This window comes from Streptococcus oralis, assembly GCF_004127215.1.
In the GTDB taxonomy this organism is placed as follows: domain Bacteria; phylum Bacillota; class Bacilli; order Lactobacillales; family Streptococcaceae; genus Streptococcus; species Streptococcus oralis_BD.
Map to the genome: position 1 here is coordinate 116137 of NZ_QEWJ01000002.1, position 24346 is coordinate 140482.

At 40.8% G+C, this 24346-nt stretch carries 25 protein-coding genes; 20 read left to right on the forward strand and 5 right to left on the reverse strand.

All coding sequences use genetic code 11. The features are described 5' to 3' along the window. Positions 1 to 95 precede the first annotated feature (95 nt). From rpmB to DF216_RS03135, 18 genes are all read left to right on the forward strand, one after another. A complete protein-coding gene (rpmB, locus tag DF216_RS03045) occupies positions 96 to 284 on the forward strand; it encodes a 50S ribosomal protein L28 (RefSeq protein WP_001140948.1) in 189 nt (62 codons plus the stop codon). A gap of 152 nt (positions 285 to 436) precedes the next feature. Further along, entirely contained in the window at positions 437 to 802 is a 366-nt protein-coding gene (locus tag DF216_RS03050; RefSeq protein WP_000216441.1) for an Asp23/Gls24 family envelope stress response protein, read from the forward strand. Positions 803 to 804: 2 nt separating this feature from the next. Next, on the forward strand, positions 805 to 2472 hold the full coding sequence (locus DF216_RS03055) for a DAK2 domain-containing protein (protein WP_129325929.1): 1668 nt from the start codon (positions 805 to 807) through the stop codon (positions 2470 to 2472). Positions 2473 to 2596: 124 nt separating this feature from the next. Continuing rightward, positions 2597 to 2803: a hypothetical protein gene (locus DF216_RS03060; RefSeq protein ID WP_129325930.1), complete on the forward strand. Its 207-nt coding sequence runs from the start codon at positions 2597 to 2599 to the stop codon at positions 2801 to 2803. Continuing rightward, on the forward strand, positions 2800 to 2994 hold the full coding sequence (locus DF216_RS03065; protein WP_129325931.1) for a hypothetical protein: 195 nt from the start codon (positions 2800 to 2802) through the stop codon (positions 2992 to 2994). The genes DF216_RS03060 and DF216_RS03065 overlap by 4 nt, the downstream gene beginning before the upstream one ends. Next, positions 2981 to 3856, forward strand: a complete 876-nt coding sequence (locus tag DF216_RS03070) for an ABC transporter ATP-binding protein (RefSeq protein WP_129325932.1) — start codon at positions 2981 to 2983, stop codon at positions 3854 to 3856. The genes DF216_RS03065 and DF216_RS03070 overlap by 14 nt, the downstream gene beginning before the upstream one ends. Positions 3857 to 3868: 12 nt before the next feature. Then, entirely contained in the window at positions 3869 to 4603 is a 735-nt protein-coding gene (locus DF216_RS03075; protein WP_129325933.1) for an ABC transporter permease, read from the forward strand. A 4-nt stretch (positions 4604 to 4607) separates the two neighbouring features. Then, a complete protein-coding gene (locus DF216_RS03080) occupies positions 4608 to 5705 on the forward strand; it encodes a sensor histidine kinase (protein ID WP_129325934.1) in 1098 nt (365 codons plus the stop codon). Position 5706: 1 nt separating this feature from the next. Continuing rightward, on the forward strand, positions 5707 to 6306 hold the full coding sequence (locus DF216_RS03085) for a response regulator transcription factor (protein ID WP_129325935.1): 600 nt from the start codon (positions 5707 to 5709) through the stop codon (positions 6304 to 6306). A 310-nt stretch (positions 6307 to 6616) separates the two neighbouring features. Further along, positions 6617 to 7030, forward strand: coding sequence for a 30S ribosomal protein S12 (gene rpsL, locus DF216_RS03095; RefSeq protein ID WP_001142332.1), 414 nt, complete (start codon positions 6617 to 6619; stop codon positions 7028 to 7030). A gap of 19 nt (positions 7031 to 7049) precedes the next feature. Next, positions 7050 to 7520: a 30S ribosomal protein S7 gene (rpsG, locus tag DF216_RS03100; RefSeq protein ID WP_000087873.1), complete on the forward strand. Its 471-nt coding sequence runs from the start codon at positions 7050 to 7052 to the stop codon at positions 7518 to 7520. 281 nt (positions 7521 to 7801) lie between these two features. Beyond that, entirely contained in the window at positions 7802 to 9883 is a 2082-nt protein-coding gene (fusA, locus tag DF216_RS03105) for an elongation factor G (protein WP_000090337.1), read from the forward strand. A 321-nt stretch (positions 9884 to 10204) separates the two neighbouring features. After that, positions 10205 to 11905, forward strand: a complete 1701-nt coding sequence (locus DF216_RS03110; RefSeq protein ID WP_129325936.1) for an acetolactate synthase large subunit — start codon at positions 10205 to 10207, stop codon at positions 11903 to 11905. Further along, positions 11898 to 12374 (forward strand): acetolactate synthase small subunit, encoded by a 477-nt coding sequence (gene ilvN, locus DF216_RS03115; protein WP_125398613.1) that lies wholly within the window; start codon positions 11898 to 11900, stop codon positions 12372 to 12374. The genes DF216_RS03110 and ilvN overlap by 8 nt, the downstream gene beginning before the upstream one ends. Positions 12375 to 12464: 90 nt before the next feature. Continuing rightward, positions 12465 to 13487 (forward strand): ketol-acid reductoisomerase, encoded by a 1023-nt coding sequence (gene ilvC / locus DF216_RS03120; protein ID WP_000290683.1) that lies wholly within the window; start codon positions 12465 to 12467, stop codon positions 13485 to 13487. 79 nt (positions 13488 to 13566) lie between these two features. Then, a complete protein-coding gene (ilvA, locus tag DF216_RS03125) occupies positions 13567 to 14817 on the forward strand; it encodes a threonine ammonia-lyase IlvA (protein ID WP_129325937.1) in 1251 nt (416 codons plus the stop codon). 77 nt (positions 14818 to 14894) lie between these two features. Continuing rightward, a complete protein-coding gene (locus DF216_RS03130; protein ID WP_129325938.1) occupies positions 14895 to 15791 on the forward strand; it encodes an SPFH domain-containing protein in 897 nt (298 codons plus the stop codon). A 100-nt stretch (positions 15792 to 15891) separates the two neighbouring features. After that, positions 15892 to 16107 (forward strand): capsule biosynthesis transcriptional regulator, encoded by a 216-nt coding sequence (locus DF216_RS03135; RefSeq protein ID WP_001130035.1) that lies wholly within the window; start codon positions 15892 to 15894, stop codon positions 16105 to 16107. Positions 16108 to 16200: 93 nt separating this feature from the next. Here DF216_RS03135 and DF216_RS03140 read toward each other — a convergent pair whose 3' ends face one another. Together DF216_RS03140 and DF216_RS03145 are read right to left on the reverse strand one after the other, a co-directional pair. Further along, positions 16201 to 16941, reverse strand: a complete 741-nt coding sequence (locus tag DF216_RS03140) for an amino acid ABC transporter ATP-binding protein (RefSeq protein WP_084971849.1) — start codon at positions 16939 to 16941, stop codon at positions 16201 to 16203. Next, positions 16941 to 18503 (reverse strand): ABC transporter substrate-binding protein/permease, encoded by a 1563-nt coding sequence (locus tag DF216_RS03145; protein WP_129325939.1) that lies wholly within the window; start codon positions 18501 to 18503, stop codon positions 16941 to 16943. The genes DF216_RS03140 and DF216_RS03145 overlap by 1 nt, the downstream gene beginning before the upstream one ends. Positions 18504 to 18636: 133 nt before the next feature. Here DF216_RS03145 and DF216_RS03150 point away from each other — a divergent pair, with 133 nt between their 5' ends. Further along, entirely contained in the window at positions 18637 to 20526 is a 1890-nt protein-coding gene (locus DF216_RS03150) for a DUF2207 domain-containing protein (protein WP_129325940.1), read from the forward strand. Between the two features lie 59 nt (positions 20527 to 20585). Beyond that, the gene (locus DF216_RS03155) at positions 20586 to 21431 is read left to right on the forward strand and encodes an undecaprenyl-diphosphate phosphatase (protein ID WP_061417661.1); all 846 of its coding nucleotides are present in this window, start codon (positions 20586 to 20588) and stop codon (positions 21429 to 21431) included. Between the two features lie 154 nt (positions 21432 to 21585). On the opposite strand, the gene DF216_RS03160 is transcribed toward DF216_RS03155, so the two are convergent. The 3 genes from DF216_RS03160 to dinB all read right to left on the reverse strand — a co-directional run bounded on the left by DF216_RS03160 (position 21586) and on the right by dinB (position 24265). Then, on the reverse strand, positions 21586 to 22218 hold the full coding sequence (locus DF216_RS03160) for a TetR/AcrR family transcriptional regulator (RefSeq protein ID WP_084971846.1): 633 nt from the start codon (positions 22216 to 22218) through the stop codon (positions 21586 to 21588). 100 nt (positions 22219 to 22318) lie between these two features. Further along, on the reverse strand, positions 22319 to 22642 hold the full coding sequence (locus DF216_RS03165) for a hypothetical protein (protein ID WP_084971845.1): 324 nt from the start codon (positions 22640 to 22642) through the stop codon (positions 22319 to 22321). Between the two features lie 561 nt (positions 22643 to 23203). Continuing rightward, positions 23204 to 24265: a DNA polymerase IV gene (dinB, locus tag DF216_RS03170; protein ID WP_129325941.1), complete on the reverse strand. Its 1062-nt coding sequence runs from the start codon at positions 24263 to 24265 to the stop codon at positions 23204 to 23206. Positions 24266 to 24346: the final 81 nt, after the last annotated feature.

Genomic DNA, 24346 nt, shown 5'->3' on the forward strand with positions numbered 1-24346 from the left:
TTAGGCCCTTGATAAATTCGAGAAAGTGTGATAACATAGTACGGTATGTGGTGCTAGCACATCCGCTATATTAGATCTAATAGGAGGAAAACATAATGGCTAAAGTATGTTACTTTACAGGTCGTAAGACTGTATCAGGAAACAACCGTTCACACGCGATGAACCAAACAAAACGTGCCGTAAAACCAAACCTTCAAAAAGTTACTGTTCTTATCGATGGTAAACCTAAAAAAGTTTGGGCTTCAGCTCGTGCTTTGAAATCAGGTAAAGTTGAACGCGTTTAATAAAAATGAAAAGACCGCTTAGGTCTTTTTCTTTTGCTCTATAGATAAAACCATTTGAAAAATAGAGTAAATATCCGCCGATACAGCATTCTGCTTTTACACTTGGAATGAAATATGATAAAATAGAGTATCAACTAGTTGAGGTAAAAAAAATGACTGTAAAAATTAATACAAAAGATGGTCAAATCGAACTGACAGATGAAGTGATTGCAACCGTTGTAGGTGGTGCCGCAACTGAGATTTTTGGTGTGGTCGGTATGGCTAGCAAAAATACCCTCAAAGATAATTTCCAAGCCCTTCTTGGTAAGGAAAATTATGCAAAAGGTGTTGTCGTGAAGGCAGCCGAAGATGGTAGCATTGCAGTTGATGTTTATACCGTCTTGAGCTACGGAACAAAGATTAGTGAAGTCTCAAAAAACATCCAAGAGCGTGTTCGTTTTAGTTTGGAAAACCAACTAGGAATCACTGCTCAGACTGTGAATGTCTACATTCAAAATATCAAAGTTGTAGGAGAATAATCGTGTCAAAAATTACTACCAGCTTATTTCAAGAAATGGTGCAGGCTGCATCAACTCGTTTGAATAAGCAAGCTGAATATGTCAATTCATTAAACGTCTTTCCAGTTCCAGATGGAGATACTGGGACAAACATGGGAATGACCATCGAAAATGGTGCGAAAGAAGTAGCAGACAAGCCAGCTTCTACAGTTGGAGAAGTGGCGAGCATTCTTGCTAAGGGGCTCTTGATGGGTGCGCGTGGAAACTCAGGGGTTATCACTTCTCAGCTCTTCCGTGGCTTCTCTCAGGCTATCAAGGAAAAAGACGAATTAACAGGTCAAGACTTGGCTCTTGCTTTCCAATCTGGTGTCGAAGTAGCCTACAAGGCGGTTATGAAACCAGTTGAGGGAACTATTTTGACAGTTTCTCGTGGTGCGGCCATTGGGGCCAAGAAAAAAGCTGAGGAGACAGACGATGCTGTTGAGGTCATGCGTGCAGCCTTGGAAGGTGCTAAGAGAGCTTTGGCTAAGACTCCTGATATGCTCCCAGTCTTGAAAGAGGTTGGTGTCGTGGACTCAGGTGGTCAAGGATTGGTCTTCATCTATGAAGGTTTTCTTTCAGCTCTTACTGGTGAATACAGCGCTTCTGAGGACTTTGTAGCAACGCCTGCCAACATGAGTGAAATGATCAATGCAGAGCACCACAAGTCTGTAGCAGGTCATGTGGCAACTGAGGATATTACCTTCGGTTACTGTACGGAGATCATGGTTGCTCTCAAACAAGGCCCAACTTATTCTAAGGACTTTGACTATGATGAATTCCGTAACTACTTGAATGAACTTGGGGACTCGCTCCTTGTTGTCAACGATGATGAGATTGTCAAAGTTCACGTTCATACAGAAGATCCAGGTCTTGTTATGCAAGAAGGGCTTAAATATGGTAGCTTGGTCAAGGTTAAAGTGGACAACATGCGCAACCAACACGAAGCACAAGTTGAAAAAGAAGCAGCACAAGTCAGCAAGCCAGCTGAGGAGAAGGAATATGCCCTTATCGCAGTAGTGGCAGGTCAAGGATTAGCAGATATCTTCCGTGCCCAAGGTGTGGATTATGTCATCGAAGGTGGGCAGACTATGAACCCTTCCACAGAGGACTTTATCAAGGCTGTTGAACAGGTCAATGCTCGCAACATTATCTTCTTGCCAAACAACAAAAATATCTTTATGGCAGCTCAGTCTGCGGCTGAAGTGCTTGAACAACCAGCTGTTGTGGTAGAAGCTCGTACTCTTCCTCAAGGCTTGACGAGTCTTCTTGCCTTTGACCCAAGCAAGTCTATCGAAGAAAACAAAGAACGCATGACTGCAGCCCTTGGCGATGTCATCAGCGGTAGTGTAACGACTGCCGTTCGCGACACAACTATCGATGGCTTGGAAATTCATGAAAATGACAATCTTGGTATGGTTGATGGGAAAATCCTTGTGTCAAACCCTGACATGCACCAAACCTTGACTGAAACTTTGAAACACATGTTGGACGAAGATAGTGAAATAGTGACCTTCTATGTCGGTGAAGATGGAAGTGAAGAATTAGCCAACCAAATCGCCCAAGAAATCGCAGAAGAATTCGAAGATGTGGAAGTTGAGATTCACCAAGGTCAACAACCTGTATATCCATATATTTTCAGTGTGGAATAAAAATTTAATAGATTAAAAAGAAAGTTGATTGTTCAACTTTCTTTTTTTATGACATTTGTCATATTTCCTAGTGACAGAAGCATCTAGCTCAGCTAACTTCAAAAGACTATAATTGAAGTAGGAAATGGAGGAAGAAGAGATGAAAAATAAAATGATTGTCGCAGTGAGTTTGGTAGCGGCAGGAGTTATGACCTATCTCATGTTTTCAGGATTGGATGAGAGTTTCTATCATTTTCCTTGGGAGCTATTTGCTGGCTTTGGGATGATATCTTGGCTTGTCAGAGAAGGTTTGAAATTAGTCAGAGATGTGAAAAAGGAGTTTGAGGAATGAAAAAAGAAATCATCTATCTCTTTATCGGTCTGTCACTCTTGGTATGGTTAGTAGAAATGTTTACAGGTTGGTTTGACCAAACCTTGCTTCGCCAATTTATTCTTGGTACTTGGGGTTTTGGATTTATGATTTTCGTCGTTTTCCCTATGGGAATGGAGTGGTTGAAAGGAGAATCTCATGACTGTGATTAAAGTTGAGAAATTGAGTAAGAAAATAAAAGACAAGGAGATCTTGCGGAACATCTCTTTTGAAATCCATCATGGTGAATGTGTCGCCTTGATAGGACCCAACGGAGCAGGAAAGACAAGCTTGATTGATTGCCTCTTGGGCGACAAGTTCGTGAGCTCAGGTCAGGTTGTCATTCAAGGGTTTGCGCCAACAGATCCTCGATTAAAGCAGCTTATTTCTGTCTTGCCCCAAGAAAATGCAGTTGTCCAAAGCTTGAAAGTGAAAGAACTTCTATCATTTTTCAAGTCACTTTATCCCGGCAGCCTTTCAGACAAAGAAATTGATGATTTGCTAAGATTTTCGGACAAGCAGAAAAATCAGCTAGCGGGCAAGTTATCTGGTGGGCAAAAACGTTTGTTCTCTTTCGTGTTGGCACTAATAGGTCGTCCGAAAATTCTATTTTTAGACGAACCAACTGCCGCCATGGATACCTCGACACGTCAGCATTTTTGGGAGATTGTCGATCAGTTGAAGAAAAATGGTGTGACCATTGTTTATTCTTCTCACTATATTGAAGAGGTGGAGCATACGGCCGACCGCATCTTGGTCCTCCACAAGGGTGAATTGATCCGTGACACAACGCCTTATGCCATGCGTGGTGAAGAACAAGAAAAACACTTTACGATACCTCTAACTTATCAGGATTTTGTCAGTACCTTGAATATGGTTCAAGAGCTTGAAATCAAGCAAAATGCTCTTTCCTTCACCACCAAAGAAGCCAGCCAGGTATGGAAAGTCTTGCAAGAACAGGGCTGCACGATCGAAGAAATTGAAGTTCGCAATCGAACTCTCTTAGACAGTATCTTCGAAACGACTCAAGACTAAAGGAGATTGACGATGAAAAATATGACAAGTCTCATGAAAGTGGAACTCATTCTGATGAAACGGCAAGCCATCTACTACTTGCTATCCATCGGACTACCAAGTGTGTTTTACCTTATTTTTTCTGGTATGATGTCAGGGTCAGATATTCCAGAAATCGTTCTGCAAGCCTATCTTTTTGCTATGACGCTCTTTAGTATCATGTCAAGCGCTTTTTTCAGTATCCCTAGCACACTCGAATCCGACAAGACAAACAACTGGCAAAAATTGATTCAACATTCTCCAGTTTCTATGGTAGAATATTATGTATCAAAACTGTTCAGTACTCTGCTGACCTTCTTGTTATCAATTATAGTTGTCTTTTCGGTTGGTCATTTTGTCCGCGGGGTTACTCTACCTTGGCTTGACTGGTTGGTAATAGGTGCTATTTTGCTGGTCGGAAGCGTGGTCTTTATCAGCATGGGGGTCTTGGTGAGCTTGCTTCCCAGTGCTCAACTGATGACGGTTATTGGAAATATTGCCTATATTGCTTTGGCTGTCCTAGGTGGACTATGGTTCCCCTTAAGTTCCTTTCCAGAATGGCTCCAATCCATTGGGAAATTGACTCCAACCTACCAGCTTATGCAGGTCGTCTCTACTTATATGGAGCACCACGAGTTTAACGTTCTTGCTGCCTTGATTGTACTAGGCTACACAGTTTTCTTTGGTGTCTTGGTAATCCAGCTGAAAAAACGGATCGAGGTAAAATAAATCTATGTTGGAAAAATTAAAAAACACTCATTATATGTTTCATATTTCATTAGTGTTTATCATCTTTCCTATAGCGGGTGTCATCAGTGGAGAGTACCCGTCTTTGACCTTGTTCTGGACATTATTATTTGTCCTAGCCTTTTATTCGATTTTATTAAGTCAAAACCGTACTGTGCAGTGGCTGGCTTGGTGGGTCATGATTGCCTACATTTTTTATACATCGGTTTGGCTGAATTCGGGTTTCACATGGTTTATCTTTTATTTATCTAACCTCCTCATTTATGAGCTGGATGAGATTTCTCTTCACTCTTGGCGTTTTGTCAGTTTTATTGTCTTGCAACCCTTGATTTTGACAGGGATTTATATGGTTGATCAAGTTAGTCCCTGGCAACTGCTCTTTTTCTTGGTGACCTTTGTCTTTTCTGATGCCTTTACCTTTGGTCTCTATCGAATTCGAGTGTCGGAGGAAATAAAAGAAGAAAAGAGAAAGCAAAATGCCAAGCTTAATCTTTTCTTGGCTGAAAATGAACGCAGTCGTATTGGTCAGGACCTCCATGACAGCCTAGGTCATACTTTTGCCATGCTGAGTGTAAAAACGGATCTTGCCCTCCAGCTTCTTCAAATGCAGGCCTATCCGCAAGTGGAAAAAGAATTAAAAGAAATTCATCAGATCAGTAAAGAATCCATGAATGAAGTTCGTACCATCATTGAAAATCTCAAAACCAGAACACTTGCCTCTGAGTTTGTGACTGTTAAAAAAATGCTGGAAATTGCAGGAATTGAAACAGAAATCAATCACCAACTAGATACAGCTAGCCTAACTCAGGAATTGGAGTCAACGGCTTCCATGATTTTGCTTGAATTGGTGACCAATATCATCAAACATGCCAAAGCGTCTAAGGCCTGCTTAAAATTAGAACGAACAGAGAAAGAACTCATTTTAACAGTGAGAGATGATGGCTGTGGCTTTGCTTCTCTAAAAGGAGATGAGCTACATACTGTTCGAGATCGTGTCCTTCCATTTTCAGGAGAAGTAAAGGTGATCAGTCAGAAACAGCCGACTGAAGTGCAGGTTCGGCTACCTTATAAGGAGAGAAACTAAGATGAAACTACTTGTTGCAGAAGATCAAAGTATGTTGCGAGATGCTATGTGCCAGTTGCTTACCTTTCAACCAGATGTAGAGACTGTCCTACAAGCCAAGAATGGGCAAGAAGCAATCGAACTCTTAGAAAAAGAGTCTGTAGATATCGCCATTCTTGACGTAGAAATGCCTGTTAAGACAGGCCTCGAAGTCTTGGAGTGGATACGAGCAGAAAAGCTGGAAACAAAGGTGGTTGTGGTGACGACCTTCAAGCGCCCCGGCTATTTTGAACGTGCAATCAAGGCTGGAGTGGATGCTTATGTCTTAAAAGAAAGAAGCATTGCAGACCTCATGCAAACCTTGCACACGGTTCTCGAAGGACGTAAGGAATATTCGCCTGAATTGATGGAAGTGGTGATGACGCATCCTAACCCGTTAACTGAACAAGAAATCGCTGTTTTAAAGGGAATCGCTCAGGGCTTGTCTAACCAAGAAATTGCAGATCAGCTTTATCTATCAAACGGAACCGTCCGAAACTATGTCACCAATATTCTTTCGAAACTAGCTGCTGGTAATCGAACAGAGGCAGCCAACATCGCAAAAGAATCTGGTTGGCTTTGATAAGAAAATAATCAAAATGAAAGCTTAATTGATAAAAATCAATACCTGAATTTAGGAAGTCGATGGGCTTCCTTTTCTTTGTTAAAAAAGCGGTAAGAACTAGTTTCAAAGAGATAAAAGATCAGTATAAAAACGAAAAAAATATTGACAAGGAAAGAAAAAATGTGTTACAATAATAAACGGTACTTTTTACTTTTGGTCTCTCAAAAGTGTACAGGGACGTGCTGACAAATGTTGCAAAAGTACACACAGATGGTAGCTGTCACCAAGTGTATCATCACCAAAAATAAAAAAACACAGGAGAATGTAGATGCCTACAATTAACCAATTGGTTCGCAAACCGCGTAAATCAAAAGTAGAAAAATCTAAATCACCAGCTTTGAACGTTGGTTACAACAGTCATAAAAAAGTTCAAACAAACGTTTCTTCACCACAAAAACGTGGTGTTGCAACTCGTGTTGGAACAATGACACCTAAAAAACCTAACTCTGCCCTTCGTAAATTCGCTCGTGTACGTTTGAGCAACCTTATCGAAGTTACTGCCTACATCCCAGGTATCGGACACAACTTGCAAGAGCACAGCGTGGTGCTTCTTCGTGGTGGACGTGTAAAAGACCTTCCAGGGGTACGTTACCATATCGTCCGTGGTGCACTTGATACTGCAGGTGTTAACGATCGTAAACAAGGCCGTTCTAAATATGGTACTAAACGTCCAAAAGCATAAGGAAAGGGGATAAAGAGAAATGAGTCGTAAAAATAGAGCTCCAAAACGTGACGTATTGCCAGATCCGCTTTACAATTCACAACTAGTTACTCGTCTTATCAACCGCGTTATGCTTGACGGTAAACGTGGTACAGCTGCTTCAATCGTTTACGGTGCTTTTGAGCAAATCAAAGAAGCTACTGGTAACGATGCACTTGAAGTATTTGAAACAGCTATGGAAAACATCATGCCTGTACTTGAAGTACGTGCACGTCGTGTTGGTGGATCTAACTACCAAGTCCCAGTTGAAGTTCGTCCAGAACGTCGTACAACACTTGGACTTCGTTGGTTGGTAACAATCGCTCGCCTTCGTGGTGAACACACAATGCAAGACCGTCTTGCAAAAGAAATCTTGGATGCTGCGAACAACACTGGTGCAGCTGTTAAGAAACGTGAAGACACTCACCGTATGGCTGAAGCTAACCGTGCCTTCGCACACTTCCGTTGGTAATAAAATGATGCTAAGAGCGGCAAAGGCCCAAGGCAAAAATAGGAAACTGATGCAGTGTTCCGTGAACACAAAGCAGTTTATCTTTTTTGCACCGGGCCTCGCTCGGGTTCAAATCAGTTAACTTGAGCTTTTAGCCTGAATTCAATTCAACTTACCATCTCGTAAGTTGAAACCAACAAAAACATGAAAAGATTGAGAACGGGTAGGTCCTGCCTATCCGTTTTTATTAAAATCGTGTTATAATAGAATAGAAATTAAAATAAATAGGAGAAACAAACCTCATGGCACGCGAATTTTCACTTGAAAAAACTCGTAATATCGGTATCATGGCTCACGTCGATGCTGGTAAAACAACAACTACTGAGCGTATTCTTTACTACACTGGTAAAATCCACAAAATCGGTGAAACTCACGAAGGTGCGTCACAAATGGACTGGATGGAGCAAGAGCAAGAACGTGGTATCACTATCACATCTGCTGCGACAACAGCTCAATGGAACAACCACCGCGTAAACATCATCGACACACCAGGACACGTGGACTTCACTATCGAAGTACAACGTTCTCTTCGTGTATTGGACGGTGCGGTTACAGTTCTTGACTCACAATCAGGTGTTGAGCCTCAAACTGAAACAGTTTGGCGTCAAGCAACTGAGTACGGAGTTCCACGTATCGTATTTGCTAACAAAATGGACAAAATCGGTGCTGACTTCCTTTACTCAGTAAGTACACTTCACGACCGTCTTCAAGCAAATGCACACCCAATCCAATTGCCAATCGGTGCTGAAGATGACTTCCGTGGTATCATCGACTTGATCAAGATGAAAGCTGAAATCTATACTAACGACCTTGGTACAGATATCCTTGAAGAAGACATCCCAGCTGAATACCTTGACCAAGCTCAAGAATACCGTGAAAAATTGGTGGAAGCAGTTGCTGAAACTGATGAAGACTTGATGATGAAATACCTTGAAGGTGAAGAAATCACTAACGAAGAATTGAAAGCTGCTATCCGTAAAGCAACTATCAACGTTGAATTCTTCCCAGTATTGTGTGGATCTGCCTTCAAGAACAAGGGTGTTCAATTGATGCTTGATGCAGTTATCGACTACCTTCCAAGCCCACTTGATATCCCAGCGATCAAAGGTATCAACCCAGATACAGATGAAGAAGAAACTCGTCCAGCATCTGACGAAGAGCCATTCGCAGCTCTTGCCTTCAAGATTGCAACAGACCCATTTGTAGGTCGTTTGACATTCTTCCGTGTATACTCAGGTGTTCTTCAATCAGGTTCTTACGTAATGAACACTTCTAAAGGTAAACGTGAACGTATCGGACGTCTTGTGCAATTGCATGCCAATAGTCGTCAAGAAATCGAAACCGTTTATGCTGGTGATATTGCAGCTGCTATTGGTTTGAAGGATACAACTACTGGTGATTCATTGACAGATGAAAAAGCTAAAATCATCCTTGAGTCAATCCACGTTCCAGAACCAGTTATCCAATTGATGGTTGAGCCAAAATCTAAAGCGGACCAAGATAAGATGGGTATTGCCCTTCAAAAATTGGCTGAAGAAGATCCAACATTCCGCGTTGAAACAAACGTTGAAACTGGTGAAACAGTTATCTCTGGTATGGGTGAACTTCACCTTGACGTCCTTGTTGACCGTATGCGTCGTGAGTTCAAAGTTGAAGCGAACGTAGGTGCTCCTCAAGTATCTTACCGTGAAACATTCCGCGCTTCTACTCAAGCACGTGGATTCTTCAAACGTCAGTCTGGTGGTAAAGGTCAATTCGGTGATGTATGGATTGAGTTTAGTCCAAACGAAGAAGGTAAAGGATTCGAATTCGAAAACGCAATCGTCGGTGGTGTGGTTCCTCGTGAATTTATCCCAGCGGTTGAAAAAGGTTTGGTAGAATCTATGGCTAACGGTGTACTTGCAGGTTACCCAATGGTTGACGTTAAAGCTAAGCTTTACGATGGTTCATACCACGATGTCGACTCATCTGAAACTGCCTTCAAGATCGCGGCTTCACTTGCTCTTAAAGAAGCTGCTAAGACTGCACAACCAGCTATCCTTGAGCCAATGATGCTTGTAACAATCACTGTTCCAGAAGAAAACCTTGGTGACGTCATGGGTCACGTAACTGCTCGTCGTGGACGTGTAGATGGTATGGAAGCACATGGTAACAGCCAAATCGTTCGTGCTTACGTTCCACTTGCTGAAATGTTCGGTTACGCAACAGTTCTTCGTTCAGCATCTCAAGGACGTGGTACCTTCATGATGGTATTCGACCACTACGAAGATGTACCTAAGTCAGTACAAGAAGAAATCATTAAGAAAAACAAAGGTGAGGACTAATCAGTCCTCGCTCTAGAAGGAAGTCACTAAGTGACTTCCTTTTTTGTCTTTAACTATTCATTTTTGCTGGATATAGTATACGAATTTGGTTGTTAAGTGATAGAATCATAAACTCCATTCAGAAAGAAAATACATTAATTTGATAAATTAAAGTAAATAAAAGCTCCTAATTTCGTTTGGATGTTAATAAAAATGAGGAAAAAATCATAAATACACTTTTAGATAGAAAATTCAGAAAATTGATACTTTTGTCTTGAAAATTTTTGAAAAAATGGTATGATAGTAACAAGCTATTTTTTTAAGAGAAGAGAAAGGGGAACAATGGAGAAAATCAGTTTAGACGCTCCTAAGACGGGGTCGGACCTAGTTTTGGAAACTCTCCATGATTTAGGGATTGATACTATATTTGGTTATCCTGGTGGGGCTGTCTTACCTTTATATGATGCGATTTATAATTTTAAAGGTATTCGTCACATTTTAGGTCGTCATGAGCAAGGTTGTCTGCACGAAGCTGAAGGCTATGCAAAATCAACTGGAAAGTTGGGTGTCGCAGTCGTCACAAGCGGACCAGGAGCAACAAATGCCATTACAGGGATTGCAGATGCTATGAGCGATAGCGTTCCCCTTTTGGTCTTTACCGGACAAGTCGCTCGAGCGGGAATTGGGAAGGATGCCTTTCAGGAGGCGGATATTGTCGGTATTACCATGCCCATTACCAAGTACAATTACCAAGTTCGTGAGACAGCTGACATTCCTCGTATCATTACGGAAGCTGTCCATATTGCGACCACAGGTCGTTCAGGTCCAGTCGTGATTGACTTGCCTAAGGATATATCTGCTTTAGAGACAGACTTCATCTATTCACCCGAAGTTCATTTACCGAGTTATCAACCGACGATAGAACCGAACGACATGCAAATCAAGAAAATCTTGAAACAATTGTCTAAGGCTAAGAAACCTGTTTTGTTGGCAGGTGGTGGGATTAGTTATGCTGAAGCAGCTGCAGAATTAAATGAATTTGCTGAACGCTATCAAATTCCAGTCGTGACCAGTCTTTTGGGGCAAGGCACGATTGCGACTAGTCATCCACTCTTCCTTGGTATGGGAGGCATGCACGGTTCTTTCGCTGCTAACATTGCGATGACCGAAGCAGATTTTATGATTAGTATTGGTTGCCGTTTCGATGACCGCCTGACTGGAAATCCTAAGACCTTTGCTAAAAATGCTAAGGTTGCTCATATCGATATAGACCCAGCTGAGATTGGGAAGATTATCAGTGCAGATATTCCAGTGGTTGGGGATGCTAAGAAAGCCTTGCAGATGCTATTGGCAGAACCAACTGTTCATAACAATACTGAAAAGTGGATTGACAAAGTTACCAAGGACAAGAACCGCGTTCGTTCTTATGATAAGAAAGAACGTGTGGTCCAACCGCAGACAGTCATTGAACGCATCGGTGAGTTGACGAATGGAGATGCCATTGTTGTCACAGATGTAGGGCAACACCAAATGTGGACAGCCCAGTATTACCCATATCAGAATGAACGTCAATTAGTCACATCTGGTGGTTTGGGTACCATGGGATTTGGAGTTCCTGCAGCTATCGGAGCTAAGATTGCCAATCCAGAAAAAGAAGTAGTTCTTTTTGTCGGTGACGGTGGCTTCCAAATGACCAACCAAGAACTAGCCATCCTAAACATCTACAAGGTGCCCATTAAGGTCGTGATGTTGAATAACCACTCACTAGGAATGGTTCGTCAGTGGCAGGAATCCTTCTATGAGGGTAGAACATCTGAGTCGGTCTTTGATACCCTTCCTGATTTCCAGCTGATGGCACAGGCCTACGGCATCAAAAACTATAAATTTGATAATCCAGAGACGATAGAGAAGGATCTAGAGGTTATTCTGGAGGATGTGCCGATGTTTATCGAGGTGGATATTTCTCGTAAGGAACAGGTTTTACCAATGGTACCAGCTGGTAAGAGTAATCATGAGATGTTGGGGGTGAAGTTCCATGCGTAGAATGTTAACGGCAAAACTACAAAATCGTTCAGGAGTCCTCAATCGCTTTACAGGTGTCCTTTCTCGTCGTCAGGTCAATATCGAGAGTATCTCAGTTGGTGCGACGGAGAATCCTGATGTATCACGGATTACTATCATTATTGATGTAGCTTCACATGATGAAGTGGAGCAAATTATCAAGCAACTCAACCGTCAGATTGATGTAATTCGCATTCGAGATATCACAGATAAACCGCACTTGGAAAGAGAAGTTATCTTGGTGAAGGTATCTGCTCCTGCTGAAAAGCGTGCAGAAATCTTGGCCATTATCCAACCTTTCCGTGCAACGGTAGTAGATGTGGCTCCAAGTTCGATTACGATCCAGATGACTGGGAATGCTGAAAAGAGTGAGGCACTCTTGCGAGTAATCCGTCCTTATGGAATTAGGAATATTGCTCGTACGGGTGCAACTGGATTTACCCGCGACTAATACTCTTTGATTTTCAATGAGTATAAAATCCAGCTTAAATTTGTTAAACTAGCCTAAAAGGCAATAAATAATAGAAAAGAGAGAAAAACTATGGCAGTACAAATGGAATACGAAAAAGATGTTAAGGTAGCAGCGCTTGACGGCAAAAAAATCGCCGTTATCGGTTATGGTTCACAAGGACATGCACATGCGCAAAACTTGCGTGACTCAGGTCGTGATGTCATCATTGGTGTACGTCCTGGTAAGTCTTTTGACAAAGCAAAAGAAGATGGTTTTGACACTTACACAGTAGCAGAAGCGACTAAGTTGGCTGACGTTATCATGATCTTGGCTCCAGACGAAATCCAACAAGAATTGTACGAGGCAGAAATCGCCCCAAACTTGGAAGCTGGAAATGCAGTTGGATTTGCTCATGGTTTCAACATCCACTTTGAATTTATCAAAGTACCTGCGGATGTAGATGTCTTCATGTGTGCTCCTAAGGGACCAGGACACTTGGTACGTCGTACTTACGAAGAAGGATTTGGTGTTCCAGCTCTTTATGCAGTCTACCAAGATGCTACAGGAAATGCGAAAAATATTGCCATGGACTGGTGTAAAGGAGTTGGAGCAGCTCGTGTAGGTTTGCTTGAAACAACTTACAAAGAAGAAACTGAAGAAGATTTGTTTGGTGAACAAGCTGTACTTTGTGGTGGTTTGACTGCCCTTATCGAAGCAGGTTTTGAAGTCTTGACAGAAGCAGGCTATGCCCCAGAATTGGCTTACTTTGAAGTTCTTCATGAAATGAAATTGATCGTTGACTTAATCTATGAAGGTGGATTCAAGAAAATGCGTCAATCTATTTCAAACACTGCTGAATACGGTGACTATGTATCAGGTCCACGCGTGATTACGGAGCAAGTTAAAGAAAACATGAAAGCTGTTTTGGCAGACATCCAAAATGGTAAATTTGCAAATGACTTTGTAAATGACTACAAGGCTGGTCGTCCAAAACTTACTGCTTACCGTGAACAAGCAGCTAATCTTGAAATTGAAAAAGTTGGTGCGGAATTACGTAAAGCAATGCCATTCGTTGGTAAAAACGATGACGATGCTTTCAAAATCTACAACTAATTCTTGAAAATAAGAACAGAAGGCGAGTTGGGGGGTACCTAACTCGCTTTTTATCTTGTAAAGTATTTGAGGAGGAGACATGCTAAGTGCAAAAGATGTGGTGAAAGCCCATAAAGTTTTAAGTGGTGTAGTAGTGAATACACCACTGGAATATGATCATTACTTATCAGAAAAATACCAAGCAAAAATTTATCTCAAAAAGGAGAATGCGCAACGAGTTCGTTCTTTTAAAATTCGTGGAGCTTATTATGCTATTTCACAGTTGACAAAAGAAGAACGAGAACGTGGTGTGGTCTGTGCATCAGCAGGGAATCACGCTCAAGGTGTCGCTTACACTTGTAAGGAGATGAAGATTCCTGCGACAATTTTTATGCCCATCACAACGCCCCAACAAAAAATTGGTCAAGTTCGTTTCTTTGGTGGTGACTATGTGACGATCAAGTTGGTCGGAGATACTTTTGACGCTTCGGCTAAGGCGGCCCAAGAATTCACCGTTTCAGAAAATAGAACCTTTATCGATCCTTTTGATGATGCCCATGTTCAGGCAGGACAAGGGACTGTAGCCTATGAAATTCTTGAAGAAGCCCGTAAAGAGTCTATTGATTTTGATACAGTACTAGTACCGGTAGGTGGTGGTGGACTGATTGCAGGGGTTTCGACCTATATCAAAGAAACCAATCCCGCTATCGAAGTCATTGGTGTTGAAGCCAATGGTGCCCGTTCGATGAAGGCTGCTTTTGAGGCTGGGGGACCAGTTAAACTCAAAGAAATTGACAAGTTTGCTGATGGTATAGCTGTACAGAAAGTTGGACAGTTGACCTATGAAGCGACACGTCAGAATGTTGAAACTCTTATCGGAGTGGATGAGGGTTTGATTTCAGAAACCTTGATTGATCTTTATTCTAAGCAAGGGATTGTCGCCGAACCAGCTGGAGCTGCTAGTGTTGCAGCCTTGGAAGTTCTATCGGACTATATCAAAGGCAAAACAATCTGTTGTATCATTTCTGGGGGCAATAACGATATTAACCGTATGCCGGAAATGGAAGAACGTGCCTTGATTTACGATGGAATCAAGCATTACTTTGTGGTAAACTTCCCACAGCGTCCAGGAGCTCTTCGAGAGTTTGTAAATGACATTTTGGGACCAAATGATGATATTACTCGTTTTGAGTATATCAAAAGGGCCAGCAAGGGAACAGGACCAGTCTTGATTGGGATTGCTCTTGCTGATAAGCATGATTATGCTGGTTTGATTCATCGGATGGAAAAATTTGACCCATCTTATATTAATTTGAATGGTAATGAGACTTTGTATAATATGCTAGTCTAAAATAAATTTGCTAACATATTATTTGCATAATGAATATGATGATGCTATAATGAGGATGACGAAAGGGGGAGATTCCCATGGTTTTACATGTTTTATTTATTCTATTAATTCTAGTGCTGATTGCATCAGTGATTATTATCAGCTCTGTGTATGTTGTAAGGCAGCAGTCTGTCGCCATTATTGAGCGCTTTGGTAAATACCAAAAGTTGAGTAACAGTGGGATTCATGTGCGAGCTCCTTTTGGGATTGATAGAATTGCAGCCAGAGTGCAGTTGCGCCTATTACAAAGTGAGATTGTCGTGGAAACAAAAACGCAGGATAACGTCTTTGTAACTATGAATGTGGCAACTCAGTATCGAGTGAATGAGAACAACGTCACAGATGCTTACTATAAACTAATGAGACCAGAAGCTCAAATCAAATCCTATATCGAGGATGCCTTGCGTTCGTCCGTACCGAAATTGACCTTGGATGAACTATTTGAGAAAAAAGATGAAATCGCATTAGAAGTTCAAAAACAAGTAGCAGAAGAAATGTCTACATATGGTTACATCATTGTAAAAACACTGATTACGAAGGTTGAGCCTGACGCTGAAGTGAAACAATCAATGAATGAAATCAATGCTGCCCAACGTAAGAGGGTCGCTGCGCAAGAACTTGCAGAAGCAGATAAGATTAAAATCGTGACAGCGGCGGAGGCAGAGGCAGAAAAAGATCGCCTACATGGTGTAGGGATTGCAGAACAGCGTAAGGCTATTGTTGACGGACTTGCTGATTCTATTCAAGAATTAAAAGGAGCCAATGTTGAACTCACGGAAGCCCAGATTATGTCCATTCTATTAACAAATCAGTATTTGGATACTTTGAATAATTTCGCTGACAATAAGGGCAATAACACCATCTTCCTACCAGCAAATCCTGATGGAGTTGAAGATATACGAACAAGCATATTATCAGCTTTAAAAGCTAAGTAATAACAATTCATTATTTGTTTTCAATAAGTAGATGTTTTTTGGATAATCCTAAAAGAATGGATATATGTCAGTATCGTAAAGAATAAAATAGGAGAAGAACATGGCTAAGTCAAACTTTGAAAAAGTAGAATCAGTTGTTGGCTGGGTTCGTGATAAGAAAATCACAGGTTACCGTATCTCTAAGGAAACAAATGCACGTGAAATGTCAATTATTGCTTTGGCACAAGGTCGTGCAAAAGTGAAAAATATTTCATTTGAAACAGCCCTAGGTTTGATTGATTTTTATGACAAGAATCATGAAAAATTTGAAGATTAAACTAGGCTTAAAGGCAGATTCTTAAAATGGATCTGCCTTTTGTTCTGCAAAGAGTTAGTAAAAAGACTACATATTTTATGCAGTCTTTGTTTGTTATTTGAGATAGCGCTGAAGAAACTCTTTTGTTCGCTCTTCTTTTGGATTGGTGAAGAGGTCTTCGGGATTGCCTTCTTCAGCGATGACACCCTTATCCATAAAGATGACACGGTGAGAGACATCGCGGGCGAACTCCATTTCGTGGGTGACGACGATCATAGTCAAGCCTTCTTGAGCTAGGTCTTGCATGATTTTGAGGACTTCACCGACCATTTCAGGGTCAAGGGCAGATGTTGGTTCGTCAAAGAGGATGGCATCAGGATTCATGGAGAGGGCGCGAGCGATGGCTACACGTTGCTTCTGGCCACCAGAGAGTTGTTTTGGTTTGGCTTGCCAGTAGCGTTCTCCCATGCCAACTTTTTCAAGATTTTCTTTGGCAATTTTTTCAGCTTCAGAGCGTTCTCTTTTGAGGACAGTCGTTTGGGCGACAATAGTGTTTTCGAGAACATCGAGGTTTTCAAAGAGGTTGAAGGATTGAAAAACCATTCCGAGCTTTTCACGATAGTGAGTAAGGTCATAGCCTTTTGCAAGGACGTTTTCTCCTCGGTAGAGAATTTCCCCCTCAGTAGGTGTTTCAAGTAGGTTGATAGAACGTAGGAAGGTTGATTTTCCGCTTCCTGAGCTGCCGATGATGGAGATAACCTCTCCTTTGTGAACTGACAGAGAGATGTCTTTTAAGACTTCATTTTGTCCATAGGATTTTTTGAGGTGTTTAATTTCAAGAATGGGTTGATTCATTATTTCAGGTCCTCCGTTTGCATTTGATTAGCACCTGTAGTGTAGGTATCCATGTCCATGCGTCTTTCGATGGAGCGTAGAATACGGGTCACTGTGAAGGTGAGGACAAAGTAAATCACGGCGATGATTGTAAATGTCTGGAAGTATTGATAAGTTTGAGTTGCCACGGTATTTCCAGAGAAGTAGAGTTCCACCACAGAGATAACATTCAGTACAGACGTATCCTTGATATTGATGACAAACTCATTACCAGTAGCAGGTAAGATATTGCGAACGACCTGAGGTAGGACAATCTTACGCATGGTTTGATTATGGGTCATACCAAGAGCGGTTGCGGCTTCAAATTGTCCCTTGTCAACTGCTAGGATACCTCCACGGACGATTTCTGTCATATAGGCACCCGTGTTGATTGAAACGATGAAGATGGCTGCCAGTGTACGATCGAGATTGATTCCGAAGGCTTGTGCTGTACCATAGTAGATAACCATAGATTGAACGATCATTGGTGTACCACGGAAAATTTCAATATAGACATTGAGGATCCAGCCAAGTAGCTTTTGCAAGCCATAGATGGCCTTGTTTTCAGATAGAGGGGCTGTACGGAAGACTCCAATTGCAAGCCCGATAATGAGCCCTGTGATGGTTCCGATAATGGAGATCAAGAGTGTGATACCGGCACCACGCAAAAGTTGTTGCCAGTTTTCAGAAAGGATCTTAACGACTTGGCTAAAGAAACTACTTTCTTCCTCCGTTGTTGTCGCCTCCACTGGTTGTTCTTTGATCATCCGATCCATGAGGGCTACTTGTTCGTCCTTAGAAATGGTTTCGATGCTGGCATTGATTTGGCTGATGCGACTATCGTCCTTGCGAAGACCAATGGCAATAGCTGTATCTTCTTCGCCAGTTTTGAAACCTGGTTGGGGTTGGATCATTTTGAACTTAGCGTTGGCAGATTCAGCGGTCAGGGCTTCAGGGCGTTCTGAAACATAGGCATCGATAACACCAGCTTCAAGTGCTTGGCGCATCTGAGCAAAATCACCCATGGCTGTTTCTTTCTTGGCGCCAGGGATTTGGGAAATCAAGTCATAAAGGTAAACGCCTTGTTGTGATGTGATTTTTGCTCCGCCAAAGTCGTTTAAAGATTTGGCGTTGGCATAGGCAGAGTCCTTTTTAACCAATAGAACAGGTTCACTAGTGTAGTAACTGCTTGAAAAGGCAATTTCTTGTTTGCGTTCAGCCGTTGGGCTCATACCTGCAATGATCATATCGATTTTGCCAGAAGTAAGGGCTGGAACAAGTCCTTCCCACTTGGTTTTAACGACCAAAGGTTCCTTGCCTAGGCCTTTGGCAATCTTTTTAGCGATTTGGACATCGTAGCCATTGGCATATTGGTTGGTACCGTCAATTTTAACAGCCCCGTTACTATCATCGTCTTGGGTCCAGTTGAAGGGAGCGTAAGCTGCCTCCATCCCGATGCGTAAATATTCGTCAGCTTGGACCTGGCTAACTAATCCCAGTGTAAGGGCTAGGCTAGCAAGGATAGATAAGCATAATTTTTTCATGTTTTCTCCTATTTCTAGTCTAAAAATGACTTCTCTCTATTGTATCGAAAAATAGTGAGATTTTCAATACAAGTAAGCCTTTACTTATAAAAAATGATATAATGATAGCAAAGATAAAAAGGGGGATTGTGTTGTGAAAAAGACTTTTTTCTTGCTTTTATTTAGCTTGTTTTGTATTTTACCACTCTCTGTTTTTGCGGTTGATTTCAAGATTCGCTCTTATCAAGGTGATTTGAATATTCATGCAGATAATACAGCAGAATTTAGGGAGAAAGTAGTCTATTATTTTGATGAAGACTTTAATGGACAACTAGTAGGACTTGGCCATGCGGGTAAGATGCCAAAGGGCTTTGAAATAGATTCCAGTCCGAAGATTCAGGTATGGAAGAATGCTGTTGCCATTGAAAATGTCAATAGTGAAGTGATAGAAGAATCGGAAGGCTATACTGTAAAAGTGTATAATCCAGGCCAAGGGGGGGATACCGTTGAAGTGGTAATCACATGGCAACTAAAAAATCTCTTATTTCTATATGATGATATCGCGGAACTTAATTGGCAGCCCCTGACGGATAGTTCAGAACCTATCGAAAAATTTGAGTTTCGAGTAACGGGCTTTAATGGAGCAGAAAAATTATTCTTTCATACAGGGAAACTCTTTACAGAGGGCAAGGTAGAAAAGATAGATGGTGATTATCGTGTTCATTTACAGAACCTACCTCGTCAGCGTGGGGTCGAATTGCATGCATATTGGCCTAGAAAAGATTTTGGAACAGCTTTGGATCAGGGATTGAAGGGCAATCGTTTAGCAGAATTTGAAAAAATAGAGGAATCCATTACTGCTGAAAAAGCTCAAAGCAAAGCTCTGATTATGTGGATCATCCCTTTGCTACTCTCGCTTTCTTTAGTCTTTAGTGTTATTTTATACTGCATTTACAGAAGAAAAACCTCCCCATCGAAGAAATATGCTAAAAATCACCGTCTCTATGAACCGCCAATGGACTTAGAACCGATGGTTTTATCGGAAGCTGTTTACTCCACTTCTTTAGAGGAAGTCAGTCCCTTGACCAAGGGAGGAGGGAAGTTCACCTTTGACCAACTCGTTCAGGCCACTTTATTGGATGTGATTGACCGTGGAAATGTTTCAATCATCTCAAATGGAGATGAGGTCCGTTTAAAAGTCGTAAAAGAAAAAGGACTGGCAAGTTTTGAAAAAGATTGCCTTAATTTGGCCTTTTCAGGAAGAGAAGAAGTGCTTGTTTCAGATTTGTTTGCAGATTACCAAGTGTCAACTAGTCTTTACCAAGGTGCAAAAGCAGCTGATGAAAAACGGATTCAGAAAACGGGACGTAAGCTTAAGTCGTCTTTCGAGCAAGCACTTAAGCAGATGCAGGATGGGGTGAGAAAGCGGGTTTCCTCTTTGCAACTTCCAGATTATTATCGTCCACTGAGCAATGGAGAAAAAATCTTGCGATTGATGATAGGTGGCTCTACGCTTCTACCTGCTTTCGTTGGTTTTGGCTGGTTCTTGTATAGTTTGGATGCTCACGGGTACCTTTCTCTGCCACTTCCTATCCTTGGGTTTGTGAGCTTGATGTTAGCTGCCGTCTATTATTGGACGACCCGATTTGATACTCGTGATGGCATTTTAAACGAAGAAGGACTAGAAGCATACTATCTCTGGACTAGTTTTGAAAACATGCTTCGCGATATTGCTCACCTAGACAAGGCAGAATTAGAGAGTATTGTTCTTTGGAATCGCCTCCTTGTCTATGCTACTTTATTTGGTTATGCGGACAAGGTGAGTCATTTGATGAAATCTTATCAGATTCAAGTTGAGAATCCAGATATCAATCTTTACGTAGCTTATGGCTGGCACAGTATGTTTTATCATTCTACTGCTCAAATGAGCCACTATGCTAGTATTGCAAACACAGCTAGCACCTACTCCGTATCTTCTGGAAGTGGAAGTTCTGGCGGGGGATTCTCAGGAGGTGGAGGCGGTGGTAGCATCGGCGCCTTCTAAAAAATCTATCGCAACATCCGAAATTATGTTATAATAGAGGACAGAAAAAGGAGTAATGCATGTATTTTATTGAAATTTTGAAGTCAATCTTTTTTGGGATTGTTGAAGGAATTACTGAATGGTTGCCAATTTCAAGTACAGGTCACTTGATTTTGGTTGAAGAATTTGTACAATACAAGGATCAAAATGAAGCCTTCATGTCTATGTTTAATGTTGTCATTCAGCTCGGTGCTATTTTAGCAGTTATGGTAATTTACTTTAACAAGCTCAATCCCTTCAAACCTGGTAAAAATAAGGTCGAAGTTCGTCGAACTTGGCAGTTATGGTCAAAAGTTTTCGTCGCAACCTTGCCTTTGCTATTGGTTTTTAAGTTGGATGATTGGTTTGATGCCAACTTCCACAACATGGTTTCAGTTGCTATCATGTTGATTATTTATGGGGTTGCCTTTATCTATCTTGAAAAAAGAAATAAGGCGCAAGCTATTGAACCAACAGTGACAGAGCTAGACAAGTTGCCTTATAAAACAGCTCTTTACATCGGACTCTTCCAAGTCCTTGCCCTTTTCCCAGGAACAAGTCGTTCAGGTGCCACTATCGTTGGTGGATTGTTGAATGGAACAAGTCGCTCTGTCGTAACGGAGTTTACCTTCTATCTCGGAATTCCTGTTATGTTTGGAGCTAGCGCTTTAAAGATTTTCAAATTTATTAAAGCCGGTCAACTTTTGAGTTTTGGTCAACTATTCTTGCTCTTGGTTGCTATGGGAGTAGCCTTTGCGGTCAGCATGGTTGCTATTCGTTTCTTGACCAGCTATGTGAAGAAGCACGACTTTACACTCTTTGGTAAATACCGTATTGTACTTGGTAGTGTCTTGTTGCTCTATAGTTTTGTGCGTTTATTTGTATAAGTTGAAAATAGAATAAAATAGGATAGTTCGCCAAAAAACATTTTGGGAGGAACTATCCTATTTTTATAATTGTTTAGTTTATTTTTTATTACCTTATTCTGTCGTCTTGCCCGACGTTTGACCGTGGTTTTAAACGTAAACTAAAAGATTGTATTTAATTTGATTGACTTAAAATTTCGTGGATTAAAGATTCATCAAAAATATCCAGTCCGATAGATTGAAGCATAAATTGTAAAAAATAAATCCGGTCGACAATTTTTTCGGAAGAATTTTCAAAAATACTCCCTTCAACCCAAAAGTTAGTCAAAAGCAAGATTGTCTCGGCCGCTTCATTAGGGAAGGGGATGGGGTGGATGGACTGATCTTCTATTCCTTTTTTAATAATATCTGCAATAAGGGGAGTTCCTATACGCAGATTGTAACGGATAATAGTCAGCATGAACTCCGCATCAAGAGGCGCGTGATTCAACATTTCGTAGTTAGTTTTCTGACTTTTTAAACTAAACTGAAAGGTTTCTTTTAGCTGTTCTCTTCCAGTTAAATGACTGGTGGATTCAAGCCAGTCTAGCAATTCCTTTTCCATCAATTGATAACGCTGTTTTAAAACTGCAAAAAAAATTTCATCTTTTGATTGAAAATGGTGATAAATCGCCCCTTTTGAAATGCTAGCTGTTTGCGCTATGTTCTGTACACTTGTTTTTTCATAGCCATTGTGAATAAAAAGCTGTGAAGCTGTTGATAAAATCTTTTCAATCATTGCTTGAGATTTTTCTGTTTTTGCGACCATTAAGTTCCTTCTCTCTGTTTTATTAAATTTATTTTATCAAAAAAAGAAGAAAAGGTAATATTTGAGCAGTCTAACAAGTCTCATTCTTAAGAAAACCACTCTACTTTTTTAATTTTGCTTCCATACGTTTGATGTGATACAAGTTTGAGAGAACTGTAATTCCACCGATGGTCATTATTCCTAAACCATTCCAAGGACTAAACAAAGTAGTGATGATCCCGCCAGTAATTGTAGCATACCCACATTTCACTCCCAAACGAGAATGTCGGATACCGCTCTCTCCTTGTGTTAATCGATAAAACTGTTCTTTTTGCTGCATTATTTGCTTTTTAATGGCTTCGTGATGACGTATTTGATGTTGACGTACTCGTTGCTCTTGTTTTGCAATATAATCAATTGTTTTTTCTAGCATAGATTTTTTCATGTTAAGTCCCTTCTGCAAAAACCGACCAGACGGTATTTTTATGTTTTTTAGTTTAACAAATATAAATGAAGGTGTCAACTTCTAACACTTGCGGAAAAATATTTTTACTATCAACTATTTGAAATCAATCTCACCGTTTTTATTTTAAGTGCTGTAAATAATACATAATTAAAATCAAGTGGGCTTTTTTATTAATAAAATGTCAAAAAACAGCATAGTCCAAGTATGTATGTGAGAATGTTCCTTCTCTAAAATTATAGAATTTATCCTAGTACAAATGCGGTAGAAATTCAAACTAAACTATATTTCCCAAAAACATTCAGTTTTCTAGCAAAAGAGTGTGGGAACTAAGGGAAAGAAGTTTTCTTGAATTAGGATTTTTTAGAGTCTAAAATGTGAATAACAGCCTGTTGAATGCTGGCCAGCGATTTAAGATAGTTCCTCGAACTATTTTAGTGATTAGCTATCACGCTCTGAGTATTATTTCTAAAACAGAATGAGGCTGAAACACTGTTGTTCCAACCTCATTTGATTCAAACTAATGAAACTCCCCTCAAGGGTTTAAAATCCTGTTACTGTGATTCCTAGTAAACGAACGCCTTTTTCTTTTTCAGCTAGTTCTTCGTAGAGTTGAAGGGCAGTTTGAGAAATCTGACTAGCGTCCTGTGTTGCTTGTGGGAGGCTTTTTCGCCTAGTCAGAGTGGAGAAGTCAGCATATCGTATTTTTAGGATAATGATTTTTCCAGCTTTGTCCTGCTTGTTGAGATTGTGAGCTACTTTTTCAGAGAGAAGAGTCAGCTCTTTTTTGATGTCTTCTTCAGCCTGGAGAATCTTACCATAAGTTTTCTCCTTGCCAATAGACTTACGAATGCGATTGGACTTGACTGGAGAATTGTGAATACCACGAGCCTTTCGATAAAGATCAAAACCGAGTCTGCCAAACCGATCGATTAAAGTGACTTCTGAGACGTCCAATAAGTCTGCACCAGTATAAATGCCCATTTCATGAAGGCGTTCAACTGTTTTTTTGCCCACACCGTAAAATTTAGCAATATCCATTTGTTTGAGAAATTCTTGGGCTTGGTCAGGTAGAATTACTGTCAAACCATGCGGCTTCTGATAATCACTGGCCATTTTAGCTAAGAATTTGTTATAGGAAACGCCAGCAGAAGCAGTCAGGTGTAGTTCCTGCCAGATATCTTGTTGGATGAGACGAGCTATTTTGACAGCTGACTTGATACCAAGTTTATTTTCTGTCACATCCAAGTAGGCTTCGTCAATACTCATGGGTTCAATCAAATCAGTATAACGTTTAAAAATAGCTCGAATCTGAAAACCCACTGCCTTATACTTTTCATAATTTCCGGAGATAAAGACGGCTTGGGGACAACGCTCATAAGCTTCTTTAGAACTCATGGCAGAGTGAATACCAAAGGCCCGTGCCTCGTAGCTACAAGTAGAAACAACACCCCGTCCGCCTGTTTGTCTAGGGTCACTTCCAATGATGACAGGTTTTCCTTTTAACTTAGGATTGTCTCTTATTTCCACTGCAGCAAAAAAGGCATCCATATCGATATGGATGATTTTTCTGGACAAATCATTTATCAATGGAAATATGAGCATTTTTGTTCCTTTCTACCATCATTCATTTTCTATTTATTATACCCTTTTTTCTGAAAAAATGGAAAAGAGTAATTTTACTTT

What these genes read in the sequence shown, in the direction of transcription:
- DF216_RS03110 (WP_129325936.1), top strand. Translation starts at nt 10,205, where the DNA reads ATGGAGAAAATCAGTTTAGACGCTCCTAAGACGGGGTCGGACCTAGTT.
- rpsG (WP_000087873.1), top strand. Translation starts at nt 7,050, where the DNA reads ATGAGTCGTAAAAATAGAGCTCCAAAACGTGACGTATTGCCAGATCCG.
- DF216_RS03165 (WP_084971845.1), bottom strand. Translation starts at nt 22,642, where the DNA reads ATGAAAAAATCTATGCTAGAAAAAACAATTGATTATATTGCAAAACAA.
- DF216_RS03075 (WP_129325933.1), top strand. Translation starts at nt 3,869, where the DNA reads ATGAAAAATATGACAAGTCTCATGAAAGTGGAACTCATTCTGATGAAA.
- DF216_RS03135 (WP_001130035.1), top strand. Translation starts at nt 15,892, where the DNA reads ATGGCTAAGTCAAACTTTGAAAAAGTAGAATCAGTTGTTGGCTGGGTT.
- DF216_RS03145 (WP_129325939.1), bottom strand. Translation starts at nt 18,503, where the DNA reads ATGAAAAAATTATGCTTATCTATCCTTGCTAGCCTAGCCCTTACACTG.
- DF216_RS03060 (WP_129325930.1), top strand. Translation starts at nt 2,597, where the DNA reads ATGGAGGAAGAAGAGATGAAAAATAAAATGATTGTCGCAGTGAGTTTG.
- rpmB (WP_001140948.1), top strand. Translation starts at nt 96, where the DNA reads ATGGCTAAAGTATGTTACTTTACAGGTCGTAAGACTGTATCAGGAAAC.
- DF216_RS03140 (WP_084971849.1), bottom strand. Translation starts at nt 16,941, where the DNA reads ATGAATCAACCCATTCTTGAAATTAAACACCTCAAAAAATCCTATGGA.
- DF216_RS03155 (WP_061417661.1), top strand. Translation starts at nt 20,586, where the DNA reads ATGTATTTTATTGAAATTTTGAAGTCAATCTTTTTTGGGATTGTTGAA.
- ilvA (WP_129325937.1), top strand. Translation starts at nt 13,567, where the DNA reads ATGCTAAGTGCAAAAGATGTGGTGAAAGCCCATAAAGTTTTAAGTGGT.
- DF216_RS03085 (WP_129325935.1), top strand. Translation starts at nt 5,707, where the DNA reads ATGAAACTACTTGTTGCAGAAGATCAAAGTATGTTGCGAGATGCTATG.
- DF216_RS03070 (WP_129325932.1), top strand. Translation starts at nt 2,981, where the DNA reads ATGACTGTGATTAAAGTTGAGAAATTGAGTAAGAAAATAAAAGACAAG.
- rpsL (WP_001142332.1), top strand. Translation starts at nt 6,617, where the DNA reads ATGCCTACAATTAACCAATTGGTTCGCAAACCGCGTAAATCAAAAGTA.
- DF216_RS03065 (WP_129325931.1), top strand. Translation starts at nt 2,800, where the DNA reads ATGAAAAAAGAAATCATCTATCTCTTTATCGGTCTGTCACTCTTGGTA.
- ilvC (WP_000290683.1), top strand. Translation starts at nt 12,465, where the DNA reads ATGGCAGTACAAATGGAATACGAAAAAGATGTTAAGGTAGCAGCGCTT.
- dinB (WP_129325941.1), bottom strand. Translation starts at nt 24,265, where the DNA reads ATGCTCATATTTCCATTGATAAATGATTTGTCCAGAAAAATCATCCAT.
- DF216_RS03160 (WP_084971846.1), bottom strand. Translation starts at nt 22,218, where the DNA reads ATGGTCGCAAAAACAGAAAAATCTCAAGCAATGATTGAAAAGATTTTA.
- DF216_RS03080 (WP_129325934.1), top strand. Translation starts at nt 4,608, where the DNA reads ATGTTGGAAAAATTAAAAAACACTCATTATATGTTTCATATTTCATTA.
- fusA (WP_000090337.1), top strand. Translation starts at nt 7,802, where the DNA reads ATGGCACGCGAATTTTCACTTGAAAAAACTCGTAATATCGGTATCATG.
- DF216_RS03130 (WP_129325938.1), top strand. Translation starts at nt 14,895, where the DNA reads ATGGTTTTACATGTTTTATTTATTCTATTAATTCTAGTGCTGATTGCA.
- ilvN (WP_125398613.1), top strand. Translation starts at nt 11,898, where the DNA reads ATGCGTAGAATGTTAACGGCAAAACTACAAAATCGTTCAGGAGTCCTC.
- DF216_RS03050 (WP_000216441.1), top strand. Translation starts at nt 437, where the DNA reads ATGACTGTAAAAATTAATACAAAAGATGGTCAAATCGAACTGACAGAT.